The sequence below is a fragment of the Lapillicoccus sp. genome, assembly GCF_039935575.1.
GTDB lineage: Bacteria > Actinomycetota > Actinomycetes > Actinomycetales > Dermatophilaceae > Lapillicoccus.
The window spans coordinates 45,333-61,716 of sequence record NZ_JBDTKA010000008.1; the positions used below are offsets into that span (position 1 = coordinate 45,333).

Annotated in this window: 15 protein-coding genes; 7 read left to right on the forward strand and 8 right to left on the reverse strand. The window is 70.1% G+C overall.

Features of this window, described 5'->3' with window-relative positions:
- Positions 1 to 72: 72 nt before the first annotated feature.
- The 7 genes from ABI385_RS01150 to menD form a co-directional block, all read right to left on the reverse strand.
- The gene (locus ABI385_RS01150; protein WP_348101892.1) at positions 73 to 1,305 is read right to left on the reverse strand and encodes an acyl-CoA dehydrogenase family protein; all 1,233 of its coding nucleotides are present in this window, start codon (positions 1,303 to 1,305) and stop codon (positions 73 to 75) included.
- Positions 1,305 to 2,417, reverse strand: coding sequence for a phosphotransferase family protein (locus tag ABI385_RS01155; protein WP_348101893.1), 1,113 nt, complete (start codon positions 2,415 to 2,417; stop codon positions 1,305 to 1,307). Before ABI385_RS01155 ends, ABI385_RS01150 begins: the two co-directional genes overlap by 1 nt.
- Positions 2,414 to 3,412, reverse strand: coding sequence for an NADPH:quinone oxidoreductase family protein (locus ABI385_RS01160; RefSeq protein ID WP_348101894.1), 999 nt, complete (start codon positions 3,410 to 3,412; stop codon positions 2,414 to 2,416). Before ABI385_RS01160 ends, ABI385_RS01155 begins: the two co-directional genes overlap by 4 nt.
- Entirely contained in the window at positions 3,409 to 4,185 is a 777-nt protein-coding gene (locus ABI385_RS01165) for an SDR family oxidoreductase (protein WP_348101895.1), read from the reverse strand. Before ABI385_RS01165 ends, ABI385_RS01160 begins: the two co-directional genes overlap by 4 nt.
- Before the next feature lie 145 nt (positions 4,186 to 4,330).
- Complete coding sequence (locus ABI385_RS01170) at positions 4,331 to 5,083, reverse strand: SDR family oxidoreductase (RefSeq protein ID WP_348101896.1); 753 nt, start codon at positions 5,081 to 5,083, stop codon at positions 4,331 to 4,333.
- A 34-nt stretch (positions 5,084 to 5,117) separates the two neighbouring features.
- Positions 5,118 to 6,752: a lipid II flippase MurJ gene (gene murJ, locus ABI385_RS01175; protein WP_348101897.1), complete on the reverse strand. Its 1,635-nt coding sequence runs from the start codon at positions 6,750 to 6,752 to the stop codon at positions 5,118 to 5,120.
- Entirely contained in the window at positions 6,749 to 8,434 is a 1,686-nt protein-coding gene (gene menD / locus ABI385_RS01180) for a 2-succinyl-5-enolpyruvyl-6-hydroxy-3-cyclohexene-1-carboxylic-acid synthase (RefSeq protein ID WP_348101898.1), read from the reverse strand. The genes murJ and menD overlap by 4 nt, the downstream gene beginning before the upstream one ends.
- 77 nt (positions 8,435 to 8,511) lie before the next feature.
- On the opposite strand from menD, the gene ABI385_RS01185 reads away from it, so the two are divergent.
- Positions 8,512 to 10,215 carry a glycoside hydrolase family 13 protein gene (locus ABI385_RS01185; protein ID WP_348101899.1) on the forward strand — a complete coding sequence of 568 codons (1,704 nt, stop codon included), beginning with the start codon at positions 8,512 to 8,514 and terminating at the stop codon, positions 10,213 to 10,215.
- Positions 10,212 to 11,150 (forward strand): LLM class F420-dependent oxidoreductase, encoded by a 939-nt coding sequence (locus tag ABI385_RS01190; protein ID WP_348101900.1) that lies wholly within the window; start codon positions 10,212 to 10,214, stop codon positions 11,148 to 11,150. Before ABI385_RS01185 ends, ABI385_RS01190 begins: the two co-directional genes overlap by 4 nt.
- A gap of 100 nt (positions 11,151 to 11,250) precedes the next feature.
- Here ABI385_RS01190 and ABI385_RS01195 read toward each other — a convergent pair whose 3' ends face one another.
- Positions 11,251 to 12,585 carry an isochorismate synthase gene (locus ABI385_RS01195; RefSeq protein ID WP_348101901.1) on the reverse strand — a complete coding sequence of 445 codons (1,335 nt, stop codon included), beginning with the start codon at positions 12,583 to 12,585 and terminating at the stop codon, positions 11,251 to 11,253.
- Between the two features lie 82 nt (positions 12,586 to 12,667).
- Here ABI385_RS01195 and ABI385_RS01200 point away from each other — a divergent pair, with 82 nt between their 5' ends.
- From ABI385_RS01200 to ABI385_RS01220, 5 genes are all read left to right on the forward strand, one after another.
- Positions 12,668 to 13,381 carry a demethylmenaquinone methyltransferase gene (locus ABI385_RS01200; RefSeq protein ID WP_348101902.1) on the forward strand — a complete coding sequence of 238 codons (714 nt, stop codon included), beginning with the start codon at positions 12,668 to 12,670 and terminating at the stop codon, positions 13,379 to 13,381.
- Between the two features lie 114 nt (positions 13,382 to 13,495).
- On the forward strand, positions 13,496 to 14,812 hold the full coding sequence (locus tag ABI385_RS01205) for a geranylgeranyl reductase family protein (RefSeq protein ID WP_407068209.1): 1,317 nt from the start codon (positions 13,496 to 13,498) through the stop codon (positions 14,810 to 14,812).
- A gap of 117 nt (positions 14,813 to 14,929) precedes the next feature.
- Positions 14,930 to 15,292, forward strand: a complete 363-nt coding sequence (locus ABI385_RS01210) for an NADH-quinone oxidoreductase subunit A (RefSeq protein WP_348101904.1) — start codon at positions 14,930 to 14,932, stop codon at positions 15,290 to 15,292.
- Between the two features lie 13 nt (positions 15,293 to 15,305).
- A complete protein-coding gene (locus tag ABI385_RS01215) occupies positions 15,306 to 15,860 on the forward strand; it encodes an NADH-quinone oxidoreductase subunit B family protein (RefSeq protein ID WP_348101905.1) in 555 nt (184 codons plus the stop codon).
- Positions 15,857 to 16,384 (forward strand): NADH-quinone oxidoreductase subunit C (locus ABI385_RS01220; RefSeq protein WP_348101906.1); only part of this gene is annotated, 528 nt, incomplete at its 3' end. The genes ABI385_RS01215 and ABI385_RS01220, both read left to right, overlap by 4 nt.

The window sequence follows — 16,384 nt, forward strand, 5'->3', positions numbered from 1 at the left end:
ATGTCTCAGGGCGCCGTATGCCTCAGGGGCGCTGTATGCCTCGACCGCTGTATGCCTCGAGCGCTGTCGGCCTCAGGCGTGGTGCGCCTGTCGTCTGAGCTCGGCCTTGGCGAGCGCGTTCTTGTGCACCTCGTCGGGGCCGTCGGCGAGCCGCAGGGTTCGGATGCCGGCCCACGCGGCGGCGAGCGGGAAGTCCTCGCTCAGGCCGCCCGCGCCGTGAGCCTGGATCGCCTTGTCCAGAATCCACTCGACCGTGGCCGGCGTCGCGATCTTGATGGCCTGGATCTCGGTGTGGGCGCCCTTGTTGCCGACGGTGTCCATCAGCCACGCGGTCTTGAGGACGAGCAGCCGCAGCTGCTCGAGGCGTACCCGTGACTCCGCGATCCAGTCGCGGATGACCCCCTGCTCGGACAGGGGGCGCCCGAACGCGTGCCGCTCGGACACCCGACGGCACATCAGCTCGACGGCAAGCTCCGCGACGCCGATGGATCGCATGCAGTGGTGGATGCGGCCGGGCCCCAGTCGGGCCTGGGCGATGGCGAACCCGTCTCCGGCACCGCCGACCAGGTTGGCCGCGGGGACCCGGACCTCGTGGAACGCCAGCTCGGCGTGGCCTCCGTGCTCGTGGTCGTCGTATCCCAGGACGGTCATCGGGCGGACGACCTCGAGGCCTTCGGCGTCCCGGGGGACCAGGATCATGCTCTGCTGCCGGTGCCGGTCAGCTGCCGGGTCGGTCTTGCCCATGAGGATGAAGACGGCGCAGTCGGGGTTCATGGCTCCGGTGATCCACCACTTGCGGCCGGTGATGACGTAGTGGTCGCCGTCCCGCTCGATCCGGGTGGCGATATTGGTCGCATCGGAGGAGGCGACGTCGGGCTCGGTCATCGCGAACGCCGACCGGATCTCGCCGCGTAGCAAGGGTTCCAGCCACTGCTCCTGTTGCTGCGGCGTACCGAACTGGTCAAGGACCTCCATGTTCCCGGTGTCCGGCGCTGCGCAGTTGAGGACGGCGGGCGCCAGCTGGATGGCGCGACCGGTGACCTCTGCGAGCGAGGCGTACTGAAGGTTCGTCAGGCCGGCACCCCGCGGTCCGGGCAGGAAGGCGTTCCAGAGCCCTCGTGATCTGGCCTCGTCCCGCAGGGTGGCCAGGATCGGTGCCCGGCTCCACGCCCACCGGTCGTCTTGCTGGTCGAGCTGGCTGAGCTGGTCGACGAAGACGGACTCGGCCGGATGGATGTGTGAGGCCATCAGGTCTTCGAGACCGGCCGTCAGCTCCTGGGTGCGGGCGTCGGTGGCAAAGTCCATCAGTGCTCCTCCATCGGTGGTTCGGTCATCGGTGGTTCGGTCATCGGATGTTCGGTCACCGGATGTTCGGTCACCGGGCGGCGGACTGCGTCGAGGCCCATGTCGATCAGCGGTTCGACCATGGTGCCGATCCCGGCGAAGCCGCCACCGACGGTCTGCGCGTGCACGTCCCGGTAGTGGATGCCCTCGAGGATGACGGCCAGCTTGAAGCAGGCCAGGGCCTCGTGGAACGCGAGCTGGTCCAAGCTGCGGCCGGTGCGGGCCACATACCGACTCGTCACGTCGTCGCGGCTCGGGAAGCCGGGCGCGGTGGCTGCGTCCGAGACGACGGCGCCGAGCCCGAGGTCGGCCAGGCGGTGGTAGGTCAACAACAACGCGACGTCGGTGAGGGGGTCCCCCAGCGTGGCCATCTCCCAGTCGACCACCGCGGCGATGTGGTCGCCCGTCCCGTCGCTGGTGACGAGCAGGTTGTCGAGGCGGTAGTCCCCGTGGACGACCGCGCTGTCCCGGCGGTCCCCGTTCGTGGGGACACCTTGCTCCAACAGCCGCCGCAGCTCGTCCGCTCCCGCGAGGTCCCGGGTGCTTGAGGCATCCAGCTGCTGGCCCCAGCGGCGTACCTGCCTGGCGAGAAAGCCCTGCGGCCGCCCGAAGTCCGCGAGGCCGACAGCGGCTGGGTCGACCATGTGCAGGTCCGCAAGGGTGTCGACCATCTCGTCGGCGATCTGACGTGTTCGTTTCTCTCCCAACGTTTCCAAGGACTCTGCCGTGCGGTAGGGCACTCCGTCGACGAGCTCCATGACATAGAACGGCGCTCCGACAACAGACGCGTCGGCGCAGAGTGCCAGCATGCGGGGGACCGGCACCGCGGTCTCGTGCAGGGCCGACATCACGCGGTGCTCTCGGGCCATGTCGTGGGCGGTCACAAGGACGTGACCAAGCGGCGGGCGTCGGACGACGACCGCGCTGCTCCCGTCCGACACGCGATAGGTGAGGTTCGACTTGCCCCCCGTGATGAGCTCGGCATGGATGGGACCTTCGACCAGACCGGGGGCGGCGGCGTCGAGCCACCCCCGAAGCGCCGTCAGGTCGAGGCCGGGTGGGTCCGAGGTCATGCGTCGGCCACCCAGGTGACCCTGCCGACGGTCCTGCCGTCGGCGAGGCGTTGCAGGCCCGCCGGGACCTGGTCGAAGCCGAGCCGCTCGCCGACGAGTGGGGTGATCTCACCGGCGTCGACGAGCCGGGTCAGCTCGGCGTGGCAGTCGACCAGTGACTGCGGGTCGCGCTGGGCATACAGGCCCCAGTGCAGTCCGAGCAGCGAGTAGTTCTTGACCAAGGCATGGCCGAGCGAGGGGTGGGGGATCGTCCCGCTCGCGAACCCGACGACGACGATCCGGCCTTCGAACGCGATGCAGCGCGTGGACTGCTCGTATGCCTCGCCGCCGACCGGGTCGATGACGACGTCGGCCCCACGCCCGTCGGTGGCGGCTTTGACGGCGCCGACCACGTCCTCGCTGCGCCGGTCGACGACCAGGTCAGCGCCGAGGTCCCGTGCGACCTGGACCTTGTCCGGCCCACCCACCACGGCGATCACCGTCGCTTCGGCCAGGCGGCCCAGCTGGACTGCGGCGCTGCCCACGCCTCCGGCTGCGGCGTGGACGAGCAGGGTCTCGCCAGGCTGGATGCGGGCCCGGCGGTGCAGGGCGAACCACGCGGTCTGGTAGGCGATCAACAGCCCGGCCGCCTGGGCGTCGTCGAGCGCAGTGGGAGCGGGGAAGGTCACCGCCGCGTCGAGCAGGGCCTCCTCGGCGAAGCCTCCGTGGGGCAGCGCCGCTGTTCCAATGACGCGTGTGCCGGCGCCCAGGGGGGAGAGGCGGCTGATGCCCGCTGTGCCCACCAGCACCTCGCCGCAGACCTCGACACCGGGTGTGAACGGCAGCGGGGGACGCACCTGGTAGAGGCCGCGACACATCAGTACGTCCGGGAAGTTGGCCGCCACGGCGAGCACCCGCACGCGTACCTGGCCGGATCCTGCTCTGAAAGAAGGGATCTCGGCCAGCTGCAGTACGTCGCGAGGCTCGCCCAGCTCGTGGACCTGCCACGCCTTCACCGCGTCACCCCGGCGTCGAGCTTGGCCTGAATGCGCTGCATACCCGCGATCCAGGCGTCGGGATGCGCGGCTCGTTGCGCGTAGTAGCCCGCGACCTCAGGGTGCGGCAGGACGAGGAACTGGTCGTGGTCGAGCGCGTGCCAGAACACCTCGGCGACCTCTTCTGGCTCCAGGGCGCGGTCACGGGAGAGCAGCTCCTTGAGAGGACCCGCCTGGTCGAGCATCCGGGTACGCACCCCCTGCGGGCAGATCGCCTGGACGACGATGCCCCTGTGACCGTAGGTAGCCCGGAGCCATTCGGCGAAGGCGACGGCTCCGTGCTTGGACACCGAGTAGGGGGCGCTCCCGAGCATGGTCAGCACGCCGGCCGCCGAAGCGGTCAGCACATAGCGGCCGGCGCCCCGGTCCAGCCACCGAGGTACCAGGAGACGGGCGGATCGCACGTGCGCCATCAGGTTGACCTCGAGGGCGGTGCTCCACTGCTCGTCGGGCGTATCGAGACCGCGACCTGCGTCCGTTCCAGCGTTGCCGACGAAGACATCGATCTCGCCGAGGTGGTCGAGAGCCTGGCTGACGAGGTTCGCGACGCCTGCCTCGGTCGCGCAGTCACCGACTACGGCAAGGGCGGCCAACCCGCCGGCCACTCGCTCGACCTCGGGGTCGAGGTCCGCCATGACCAGTCGGAAACCCTCGGTGGCGAGCCGCTCGGCGATCGCCAAACCGATGCCGCCGGCAGCGCCGGTGACCACGGCGGTGGAGCCTGGGGCGTACATCGTCGGGTACCTCCGGTGCGTCTCACCCGGCGTCCTCGCCGGCCGTCGGCCCAGGGTATGCGGCGGGTCGCGATGGTGGTGATGCCGGGTGTGGTCGATGGCGCACGGATTTCCGGGCGCGAACGACCACGACCAAGCTCGGGCCTCAGACGCCGCCCGTCATCGTCAGGCCACCGTCGACGACGAGCGTGTGACCGGTGACCCAGGCCGCGTCGGGTGACAGCAGGTAGGCCACGGCACCGGCGACGTCATCGGGTTCGCCCAGCCGGCGCAGGGGATAGGCCCGCGCGACCTGCTCTTCCCGACCTTCGTACAACGCCGTGGCGAACGCGGTCTTGACGACAGCCGGGGCAACGGCGTTGACCCGGATAGTCGGCCCCAGCTCGACCGCCAGCTCTTCGGTCAGATGGACGAGCATCGCTTTGCTGGCACCGTAGAACCCGATGCCGGGCGCCGGCTTGAGGCCCGCGATGGAGGCCACGTTGACGACTGCCCCACCACGCTCGCCGAGCCAGGCCCGGTGCGCCTGCTGCACCCACGACAGCGCGGCGATGCAGTTCACCTCGACGATCTTGCGCGCCAGGTCCAGGTCGAGCCCCATCAACGGCCCGTATGCCGGGTTGATGCCCGTGTTGTTGACCAGGAGATCCAGGCTGCCGAACCTGTCCACCACCCGCTGCACCGTGTCCTGCTGGTGCGCGAGATCGTCGGCGCGGCCGGCGACGGCCATCGCGTGCTCGGGTCCGCCGAGTGAACCGAGGGCCTCGTCCAGTGCGTCCTGCTTGCGGGCTGTCAGGCATACTCGAGCGCCTTCGTCGACCAGCCGCCGAGCGATGGCGAGCCCGATGCCTCTGCTGGCGCCCGTAACCAGGGCTACCTGTCCGTCGAACCGTCTCATCCTGCTCCTCGTGTCGTCTGGCCTCGAGTGTGAGTCATCGGGTGCGCCGCACCCGCACTCGCCTCAGCACCGGGATCCGGCTGACCATCGTCTGCACCTCGGGGCTGCGCAGGGTCAGAGCCATCAGAAGGTAGACCACCCCGAACACCCCACCGCCCACGACGAGCGCCCCGAGGTCTCCCCACCGTCCAAGCGGCAGGAACTGCCGCACGACGGCGAAGATCGGCAGCGCCAACCCACCAGCGACGACCGAGGCGATGAACATGCGTACCTGTCCCCGCACGATCCGGGCAACGGGCAGCGGGCCCACTCGCCGACCGACGAACCACATACCGAAGGTCGCACTGAGGATGTTGCTGGCGACGATGCCCCCGCCGATGATCGCGACGGTGTACCACGGCGGGAACTGAAGAGTGAGAAGCACCACCACCGTGGCGGAGCCCGTGAGCACCAGCTGCTCGGCGAGCGCCAGTCGACCCTCGTCCCGGGCGTAGAAGAACCGTTGGTTGAGCACGTCGATCCCGAACGGGATCACCCCGAGCGACATCGCGACCAGGACCAGCGACGTCGCAGGAAGCTCCTCGGGGTTGACCGAGGTGAAGAGCACTCCGGTGATGGGAATCGCGAAGAACAGCAAGGCCAACGACGCGGGCATCGTGAGCGCCGTCGGCAGGGTCAGGCCGCGGACGTACTCTTCGCGTTGCGCCACCGGGTCCTGCTCCTGCGCGGCGCGCGCCATCCGTGGGTAGAGCGCCGTGATGATCGAGACGGCGACGAACGCGTGCGGGACCATGAAGACGAACAGGGCGTTGGAGTAGACCGCGACGCCGGGGACGAACCGGCCGACCTGGGGTTGCTGGTTCGACGCGTGCCACATCACCTTGGAGGCGACCAGGTATCCCAGCTGAGACACGATCAGCGCCGCGAACGCCCAACCGGCGATCTGCGAGGTCGCCCGCAGCCCCACCCCTCGGAACCCGAACCGAGGAGTCCACCGAAACCCGCTGCGCCACAGCGGAACGATCAGAAAGAGCGCCTGGGCAGCGATCCCCAGCGTGGCGGATCCTGCGAGCAGCCACACCATCGGCGAGCTCCACCGATCGGGTCCGACGTGCCCGTCGTAGAACCGCATGAAGGCCAACAGCCCCGCGATCTGCACGACGTTCGCCAGCGCCGGTGCCCAGCCGAAGGCCGCGAACTGCCCTCGTGCGTTGAGGACCTGACCCAACAGGGCGAACGTCCCATAGAACAGGATCTGTGGGATCGTCAGGACGGCGAAGAACGTCGCCAGCCACAGTGCGTCGGGAGCCAGCGACTGCGAGTAGAGGCGAACGAGCAGTCCCGCCCCGGCCGTGCACACCGCTGCCACGACGACGAACCCGCTGACCGACAACGTGATGATCCGGTCCGTGTACTCCCGGCCACCGTCGGGGTTCGTGGCTGCCTTGACGAGCTGTGGCACGAGGACGGAGTTGAGAACGCCACCGGCGAGGATCATGTAGATCACGTTGGGGAGGGTGTTCGCCGTCTGGAACGCGTTCCCGACCACGCCCTGTCCGATGGCGAGGACCAGCAGCGACTGTCGCAGCACCCCGAGCAACCGGGACACGACCGAGCCAGAGGCCATCAAGGCGCTGGAGCGCGCGACACTGGGCGCCGAGGTGCTCACGCGGTCACCCTCTCGTCGTCGACGGCCAGGGCTCGTATCGCGTCGGCGGTGGCCCGCCGTGTCGACCGGTCGACCGGAGCCTCGACGACCCGTATGCCGGTGGTCGGCTGACCTAGTGCCTCCCGCAGCTCGGCGATGGTCGAGACCCGCTGGTGCGCCGTGCGGCTCGCGGAGCACAGCGCCTCGAGGTCGACATGGTGAGGGGTGGCGAACACGCGCTCGAAGGCCTCGGCGTGGGAGTCGTCCCCCTGCTCGAGCGTGGCGAAGATCGAGCCGCCATCGTCGTTGACCACGACGATCGTCAGGTCCGGTCGTGGCTCGTCCGGGCCGATGACCAGGCCTCCTGCGTCGTGCAGGAACGTGACGTCGCCCATCACGGCCAGCGACCGCGAGGCGCCGGGTCGGGCGAGTGCGATCCCCACCGCCGTCGACACCGTCCCGTCGATGCCGGCCAGCCCCCGGTTGCCGACGACGAACCGATGCTCGTGCGGCGGGTAAGGCGACTGCATCAGGTCGAGGTCGCGTACGGGGTTGGACGAGCCGACGACGAGCGTCGCCCCCGCCGTGACGGCCGAGGCCACCTCCCGGGCGACCTGCAACGGGTCCAGCTCTGGCAACCCGGCGACGAGCTCGTCGAGCTTCGTGGCCAGCGCGGCGTCGGCCGCGCGCCAGCGGTCCAGCCACTCGAGCCCGCCCGGAGAGCTGTCGGGCCCGGCAACCGTCGGGACCCCGCCCAGGTGCCGAGCGACCCGCCCGGGGTCGGTGACCACACCTCCCGGTCCGGGCGCAGCCAGGATTTCGACGTCAGGGCGGGAGAGCAGCGCCGTGACGGGTCGCGACAACGTGGGGTGACCCAGGACCACGACGCGTTCGACGTCAGCACCGAGCGCGGTCTGCGACAACAGCCGGTAGCACCGGATCGCGTGGTCGCCGACCCGCGCCCCGGAGGTGGGCTCGGCGAGCAGCGGCCACCCCGCACGCTCGGCCAGTCGACGGGCGGCCGGGCCGCTGTCGTCGCCCGCCACCACCACCGTGCGCGGACCGACGGCAAGAACCTCGGATCCCGGCTCACGACGGCCCGACCACGCCTCGTCGACCTCGGGTCGATCCGGTGGGGCCGGCCCCCTCCAGGTCTCGTCGGCACCGTCGTCGGCACCCCCGTCGGTCCGCTCGTCGTCGACCAGCGGCTCGTCCAGCTGCAGGTTGAGATGCGTCGGTCCGCTCTGTCGGCACGAGGCGGCAACCGCGGCATCGAGGTCGACCTCCGAGACGTCGACGGGAAGGTCGAAGCACGGGGCGAACACCCCGAAGATGTCCTTCTGGAGCGTGGTCTGGTTGGCGCCCGAACCCCGCAGCCGTGCCGGCCGGTCGGCCGAGACCACGACCAGCCGCCGGCCACTGTGGTGGGCTTCCATGACGGCCGGCAGGAGGTTGCCGACGGCTGTCCCGGACGTGGTGACGACGGCCGCCGGGCGTCTCGACCCGACCGACAGGCCGAGGGCGAGAAAGCCTGCAGACCGCTCGTCGACCCGCACGTGCAGGCGTACCGCTCCGGCCCGGTCGGCGGCATACAGGGCCAGGGCGAGACCCGCGGACCGCGAGCCGGGCGCGAGCACCACGTCCCTCACCCCCCCGCGCGACAGGGCCCCGAGCAGGTGCCGGGCGCGCTGGGGGGACCTCACACCGGTCGAGTATGCCGTCAGCTCCCGCCGGTGCCACCGGTTCCGCGGGTGCCGGGGCGGGTCGATACCGTGGCGCGATGGGCACCGACGCAGATCAGCTCACCCGTCCGTCCGGGCCGGGGAGCTCCACGTCGGACCGGACGTGGTGGCGACAGGCCGTGGTCTACCAGATCTATCCCCGCAGCTTTGCTGACTCGAACGCCGACGGTATCGGTGACCTGCAGGGCATCGTCGAACACGTCGGTCACCTGCGGCGGCTCGGTGTGGACGCGGTCTGGCTCAGCCCGTTCTACCCCTCCGCGCTCGCCGACGGTGGTTATGACGTGGACGACTACCGCGCGGTCGCCCCAGAGCTCGGCAGCCTCGACGACTTCGACGCTCTGGTCACGGCGTTGCACAGCGCCGGTATCAAGCTGATCGTCGACATCGTCCCGAACCACACCTCGAACCGGCACGCCTGGTTCCGCGAGGCGCTCGGCGCCCCGCCCGGGTCGGACGCGCGGGCCCGCTACGTGATCCGCCGCGGACGTGGTGCTGACGGCGAGGAGGCGCCCACCGACTGGCGCTCGTTCTTCGGCGGCCCGGCCTGGGAGCCGATTGGTGACGGCGACTGGTACCTCCACCTCTTCGCGCCCGAGCAGCCCGACCTGAACTGGGCCCGCGACGACGTCCGCGCGGACTTCCTGCAGACGTTGCGCTTCTGGTCGGACCGCGGTGTCGACGGGTTCCGCATCGACGTGGCCCACCTGCTCGTCAAGCACGAGTCGGTGATCTCCGGCCCCCTCGGCGAGCTCCCGACGCAGGAGCAGATCTCGGCCGGGTTCCCCGATGGGCAGCATCCGTTCGAGGGTCGTGACGAGGTCCACGACATCTACCCGACGTGGCGAGCGGTGTTCGACGAGTACGACCCTCCTCGGATGGCGGTCGCCGAGGCGTGGGTGCCCGCCCACCGCCGGGTCCGTTTCGCTTCGCCGGAGGGCCTCGGCCAGGCGTTCAACTTCGACCTCCTGCAGACCGGGTGGGACGCGAGCGCCTTCCGCAAGGTCATCGACGAGAACCTTGCCCTGGCGCGTGAAGCCGGCGCCACCACGACCTGGGTCTTCTCCAACCACGACATGGTCCGCCACGCGAGCCGCTACGCCCTGCCCGACGACACTGATCTCAACGCCTGGCTGCGTTCCAGCGGCACCGACCCGGCCCCCGACGTCGCCGCAGGACTGCGCCGGGCCCGCGCGGCCACCCTCCTCGGGCTCGCCCTCCCGGGCTCGTCTTACCTCTACCAGGGTGAGGAGCTCGGGCTCCCCGAGGTGTCGGACCTGCCCGCCGAGGTGCTGCAGGACCCGACCTTCCTGCGGTCGGACGGTGTCGAGAGGGGCCGGGACGGCTGCCGCGTCCCCCTCCCGTGGACCAGCCGCGGCGACTCGTTCGGGTTCGGCGCCGGCCCGGCGCACCTGCCCCAGCCCGAGTGGTTCGGCCGGTATGCGGTCGACGTGCAGGCCGCCGACCCCGACTCCACCTTGTCGTTCTACGGCGCGGCGCTCGCCGCGCGGCGCGACCTGCTTGTGGACGAGGGCCTGACCTGGGTCGACTCCGCTGCCGACGTGGTGGCCTTCGAGCGGCCAGGAGGGTGGGTCAGCATGACGAACTTCGGTTCGACGTCGGTGGACCTCCCCGCCGGGGAGGTGGTCGTCTCCAGCGGGCCGCTCGACGCCGGCCGGCTTCCTGCGTCGACGACAGCCTGGGTCCGGCGAGATGGGCTGGCTGGGAGGTCGGGAGCATGAGCGTCGACCTGCGGATCTTCGTCGAGCCCCAGCAGGGCGCCTCGTATGCCACCCAGCTCGCGATCGCGCGGCATACCGAGGAGTGCGGGTTCTCGGCTTTCTTCCGGTCCGACCACTACCTCAAGATGGGCGACGTGTCGGGGCTGCCCGGCCCCACCGACTCGTGGGTGACTCTCGCAGGGCTCGCCCGGGAGACGAGCACCGTCCGGCTCGGCACTCTGGTGACATCGGCGACCTTCCGTCACCCGGGTGTTCTCGCGATCAGTGTCGCGCAGGTCGACGAGATGAGCGGCGGCCGTGTCGAGCTCGGGATCGGAACGGGTTGGTACGAGCGCGAGCACCAGGCATACGGCCTCGAGTTCCCCGACACGAGAACGCGGTTCGACCGTTTCGAGGAGCAGCTGGCGATCATCTCCGGGATGTGGTCGGCGATCGATGGCGACACCTACTCCTACAACGGCGACCACTACCAGGTCCTGGACTCACCCGCACTGCCCAAGCCCACGCAACGACCCGGCCCGCCCATCATCATCGGAGGTCACGGCACGAAGCGGACCCCGCAGCTGGCGGCGAAGTACGCCGACGAGTTCAACGTCGGCTTCTCCAGGGAGGACGTGGTCAAGGCCCAGTTCGACCGGGTCCGCGAGGCGTGTGCCGCGATCGACCGGTCGCCCGACGACATCATCCGGTCCAACGCCCTGGTGGTCTGCTGCGGGCGAGGCGAGCCCGAGGTGGCGCGTCGGGCGCGGGCGATCGGTCGGGACGCCGATGAGCTTCGTGAGAACGGGATCGCCGGCAGTCCTCAGGAGTGCGTCGAGGCGATCGGCCGTTATGCCGCGGCCGGGTCCCAACGGGTCTACCTCCAGGTGCTCGACATGACTGACCTGGACCACCTCGACCTGGTTGCTGCCGAGGTCCTGCCGCACGTCACGTAGCGGCGCTCCCAACCACCCCGCTCGCGTTGCGTCCGACGAAGGGGTCGCTCTGGCGACCGAAACGTCGGACGCAACCGAAGGAACCCGTCGGTGGGCGCGGTCAGTCGGAGGTCAGCGCGTCCCGCATCGGCACGAGCTTGGCGTCGGACTCGGCCACCTCGGCATCCGGGTCACTGCCCGCGACGATTCCGCAGCCGGCGAACAGCCGCATGGTCGACGGGTCGGTGTCGTCATAGCGCCCGCATCGCAGCGCGATCCCCCACTCACCGTCACCCGCGGCGTCGAGCCACCCAACCGGACCGGCATACCGGCCCCGGTCCATCTGCTCCAAAGCGGAGATGAGCGGCACCGCGACGTCCGTAGGAGTGCCACCGACCGCGGCGCTGGGGTGCAGCGACGCTGCCAGGGCCAGCGAGCTCGCGTCGTCGGCGCTCACCCCAGCGACGTCGGTCGCGAGGTGCATCACGTTGCTCAGGTGCAGCACGAACGGCGACTCGGGCACGTTCATCGAGGAGCAGTGCGGGGCAAGCGCATCCGCGACCGAGCGAACGGCGTACTCGTGCTCCTCGAGGTCCTTGCTCGACCGGGCGAGCGAGGCCGCGAGGGCGAGGTCCTTGGCGTCGTTGCCGGTCCGCGTGATGGTCCCGGCCAGGACTCGCGAGGTGATCAGTCCCTGGTCGCGGCGGACGAGCAGCTCTGGTGTCGCCCCGACCAGGCCCTCGACGGCGAACGTCCAGGTCCGGTCGTACCGCTCGGCCAGCTGGGCCAGCAGCCAGCGCGGGTCGATCGGGCCGTCGGCGCGGGCCTCCAGGTCGCGGGCCAGCACGACCTTGTCGAGCCCGCCGCGGGTGATCAGCTCGACCGCGCGGGCCACCGCGCGTTCCCACTCTGCCGGCCTGAGCGAGCCGTCGGCAAAGGTCACGCCGGTCGGCCGGACCGGTCTTTGGCGAGTGCCGCGCGTGAGGTCGGGGACCGCGGGCAGGTGCCTGCCCACCCCGGTGGTGGTCACCCAGGAGTGGCCCTCGCGGGAGACGACGACCACCTCGGGAACGACCAGGACGGCGGCGTCCTCGGACTCGTCGGCGAAAGGGAAGGACCCGAAGGCGATCGGCCCCGAACCCGGCAGCTGGACCTCGTCGCGGACCACCGCCCGCGAGGACGTCTCCTGCCACCATCGCTCGGCAGCGGCGAACCGGTCCGGACCGGTCAGGGCGAACCGTGCCGCCCGACCCCAGCCGACCAGCCCCTCACCCCGGCGCACCCACGAGACGATGTCGTCCGGGTCGGCGAGCGCGGGCAGCAGAGCGAGCAACGGTCCGGGATCGTCGATCAGGGTGGTCCGGACGACGAGCGGCGACGAGCTCGACAGCGGGTCGGTATGCCCGTGACGCCCGGGTGGACGGGCTTCGGCCGGGACGGCGGGGGAGGACGACATCGCCTCTCATGCTACGGCGGGCCTCCTCTTGAGTCCGGACGCCGCCAAAGAGGCGACGGCGCGGGTTGACACAATGCCCACCATGACGAGAGCCGGGCTCGACAAGCAGCCCACCGACGTCGCGCGCATGTTCGACGGTGTCGCCGCGCGCTATGACCTGACCAACGACGTCCTGTCCGTGGGCCAGGACCGGCTCTGGCGGCGGGCGACCGTGGCCGCGGTCGGCGCCCAGCCGGGCGACCGCGTGCTCGATATCGCCGCCGGCACGGGCACCAGCTCAGAGCCGTTCGCGGACCGCGGCGTCCTGGTCGTCCCGGCCGACTTCTCCTTGGGCATGCTCACCGTGGGACGCCGCCGTCGGCCCGACCTGGGGTTCACGGCCGCGGACGCGATGCGACTGCCGTTCGCCGACGCGTCGTTCGACGCGGTGACGATGTCCTTCGGCCTGCGCAACGTGACCGACGCGCAGCAGGCGCTGCGCGAGTTCCGTCGGGTAACCCGTCCGGGTGGGGTGCTCGTGGTGTGCGAGTTCAGCCGCCCGGTGCAAGCCGCCTTCCGCGGCGTCTACCTGAACTACCTCATGCGGGCGCTGCCGAGGATCGCGCGCCGCGTCTCGTCCAACCCCGCGTCCTACGTCTACCTCGCTGAGTCGATCCGCTCCTGGCCGGGCCAGCGCGAGCTGGCGACGACGATCCGGTCCGCGGGCTGGCGCGACGTGGAGTGGCGCAACCTCACCGCCGGCGTCGTGGCGCTGCATCGGGCCCGCGCCGGACCCCCGCCTGACCCGCGCCTGTAGCCCCACAGGTCAGCACCAGGTAAGGCCACCCTCATCTGACAAGGTCCTCGAGCCCGGCATACGCTGTGGTTCGAGTTCGTGAAGATCTTCACAAGCAGGCAGACGGGCGAGAGAATGAGCGCCATGAGCGCCATGAGCATCGGCAGCGCGACCCAGTCGGCTGACGTCATCGTCGTCGGAGCCGGCCCAGGCGGGTCGAGCACCGCCGCCTATCTCGCCATGGCCGGGCTCGACGTGCTGGTGCTCGAGAAAACGCGCTTCCCCCGCGAGAAGGTCTGCGGTGACGGCCTCACGCCGCGCGCCGTGCGCGAGCTGATCACCCTCGGCGTCCCCACTCCCGAGGACGACGGGTGGATCCGCAACCGTGGGTTGCGCATCATCGGCGGCGGGATGCGGTTGCAGCTCGACTGGCCGGACACGTCCGAGTTCCCGCCTTACGGCCTGGTCCGCACGCGGATGGACTTCGACGACATCCTCGCGCGCCACGCGGTCAAGCACGGGGCGCGGCTGCTCGAGTCGACCAACGTCACCGGACCGGTGCTGTCCGGTGACGGTCGCATCGTCGGGGTGCGTGCTCGAGAGGTCGACGACTCCGGCAAGGCAACCGGAGCGGAGTTCACCTACACCGCGCCCCTCGTGATCGCCGCCGACGGCACCTCCTCTCGGCTCTCCCTCGCGATGGGCCGCCAGAAGCGCGACGACCGCCCCATGGGCGTGGCCGTCCGCACCTACTACACGTCCCCGCGGCACGAGGACGACTACCTCGAGTCGTGGCTCGAGCTGTGGACCAAGGGGCCGAACGGCAACCGGGTGCTGCTGCCCGGATACGGCTGGATCTTCGGTGTCGGAGACGGCACCTCCAACGTGGGACTCGGGATCCTCAACACCAGCAAGGCTTTCGGCAACGTCGACTACAAGGACGTCATGCGGCGTTGGGTCGAGACGATGCCCGAGGAGTGGACCTACTCCGACGCGACGATGGTCGGGCCGATCCGCGGTGCCGCGCTGCCGATGGGGTTCAACCGGCAGCCGCACTATGCCGACGGCCTGATGCTCGTCGGCGACGCCGGTGGGATGGTGAACCCGTTCAACGGCGAGGGAATCGCGTACGCCATGGAGTCGGGACGTCTCGCCGCCGAGGTGGTGGCCCAGGCCTTCGCCCGCTCCGACGACGCGAGCCGGGAGCGGGTCCTGCAGTCCTACCCGAAGGTGATGAAGGACGCGTTGGGCGGCTACTACACGCTCGGCCGTTGGTTCGCCCACGCGATCGGCCACCCCGAGGTGATGCGTCTTGCGACCAAATACGGACTGCCGCGCACGACGCTGATGAAGTTCCTCCTCAAGGTCATGGCTAACCTGCCCGAGCGCCACGGCGGCCGGGTGGATGACCGGCTGATCCACGCCTTGTCCCAGATGGCTCCCGATGCCTGACCGTCGCGCCTGCCGCTGCCTCGGCGCGTGGCCGAGCAACCACTGCACACCCGTGCCTAGGATGGGGAGAGTCCTGACGGAACGCCACACCACGCTGCGCCACAAGGGGTATGCCGGATGACTAACCCTTATATTCCGCTGCTGTTCCTCCTGGCCCTCGGGTTCGGGTTTGCCCTCCTGTCGGTGGGCACCAGCCTCGTCGTCGGGCCCAAGCGCTACAACCGGGCCAAGATGGAGGCATACGAGTGCGGCATCCAGCCGACGCCGCACCCGGACGGCGGCGGCCGCATCCCGATCAAGTACTACCTCGTGGCGATGCTTTTCATCATCTTCGACGTCGAGAGCATCTTCCTGTATCCCTTCGCCGTCGCGTTCAACTCGTTGGGACTCTTCGCGCTCGTGGAGATGGTCCTGTTCATCATCACCGTTTTCGTCGCCTACGCCTATGTCTGGCGTCGGGGCGGCCTCGAGTGGGACTAGGAGGGCACCAGTCGTGGGTATCGAAGAAAAGCTGCCGGCAGGCTTTCTGCTGACGACGATCGAGGGTCTTGCCGGCTACATGCGCAAGAGCTCGATGTGGCCCGCGACCTTCGGGCTGGCCTGCTGCGCCATCGAGATGATGGCGGTCGGCACTCCCGACTACGACATCGCGCGGTTCGGCATGGAGCGGTTCTCGGCGACGCCCCGCCAGGCCGACCTGATGATCGTGGCCGGCCGGGTCAGCCAGAAGATGGCGCCGGTCGTTCGCCAGGTCTATGACCAGATGCCCAACCCCAAGTGGGTCATCTCGATGGGCGTCTGCGCGAGCTCGGGCGGGATGTTCAACAACTACGCGATCGTGCAGGGCGTCGACCACATCATCCCCGTGGACGTCTACCTCCCGGGGTGCCCGCCCCGCCCGGAGATGCTGCTCAACGCGATCATCACGCTCCACGAGCAGATCCAGGCGATGCCACTGGGTGTCAACCGCGTCGCCGCCGCGCTGGCGGCCGAGACGGCCGCCCTCAACGCCGCGCCGACGCACGCGATGAAGGGTCTGTTGGCGTGACCGAGAAGGCGGCGCCGGCGCCCGAGGGCCAGGAGCGTCAAGAACAGGCCGAGCAGTATGCCGCCAACCTCCCTGCCGCGCCGGGCAGTTTTCCCGAGCCCGTCGTCATCGGCGAACGTCGCGGCATGTTCGGGGCGTCCCTCGGGCAGGACACCAGCGGCTACGGCGGCCTGCGGACCCCGATCCTGCTCCCGGGTGCCTCGCAGCGACCCTACGGCGGTTACTTCGACGAGATCGCCGACGCGCTGGAGCGGTCCCTCGTCGGCGGTGCGGCCTCGTGGTCGGAGGCGGTCGAGCGAGTGACGATCGACCGCGGCGAGATGACGATCTTCGTGCGTCGTCAGCACCTGCCGGTCGTGGCGCGGATGCTGCGGGACGAGCCGGACCTTCGCTTCGAGATCTGCATGGGGGTGTCGGGGGTCCACTACCCGCACGAGCCGGGGCGCGAGCTGCATGCGGTCTACCACCTGCTGTCGATCACCAACGGCAACAGGCGGATCCGCGTCGAGGTCACCTGCCCCGAC

Bases quoted from the DNA above. Each gene is read 5' to 3' on its own strand.
- ABI385_RS01150 (WP_348101892.1), bottom strand. From the start codon at position 1,305: ATGGACTTTGCCACCGACGCCCGCACCCAGGAGCTGACGGCCGGTCTC.
- ABI385_RS01155 (WP_348101893.1), bottom strand. From the start codon at position 2,417: ATGACCTCGGACCCACCCGGCCTCGACCTGACGGCGCTTCGGGGGTGG.
- ABI385_RS01165 (WP_348101895.1), bottom strand. From the start codon at position 4,185: ATGTACGCCCCAGGCTCCACCGCCGTGGTCACCGGCGCTGCCGGCGGC.
- ABI385_RS01170 (WP_348101896.1), bottom strand. From the start codon at position 5,083: ATGAGACGGTTCGACGGACAGGTAGCCCTGGTTACGGGCGCCAGCAGA.
- ABI385_RS01185 (WP_348101899.1), top strand. From the start codon at position 8,512: ATGGGCACCGACGCAGATCAGCTCACCCGTCCGTCCGGGCCGGGGAGC.
- ABI385_RS01190 (WP_348101900.1), top strand. From the start codon at position 10,212: ATGAGCGTCGACCTGCGGATCTTCGTCGAGCCCCAGCAGGGCGCCTCG.
- ABI385_RS01195 (WP_348101901.1), bottom strand. From the start codon at position 12,585: ATGTCGTCCTCCCCCGCCGTCCCGGCCGAAGCCCGTCCACCCGGGCGT.
- ABI385_RS01200 (WP_348101902.1), top strand. From the start codon at position 12,668: ATGACGAGAGCCGGGCTCGACAAGCAGCCCACCGACGTCGCGCGCATG.
- ABI385_RS01205 (WP_407068209.1), top strand. From the start codon at position 13,496: ATGAGCGCCATGAGCGCCATGAGCATCGGCAGCGCGACCCAGTCGGCT.
- ABI385_RS01210 (WP_348101904.1), top strand. From the start codon at position 14,930: ATGACTAACCCTTATATTCCGCTGCTGTTCCTCCTGGCCCTCGGGTTC.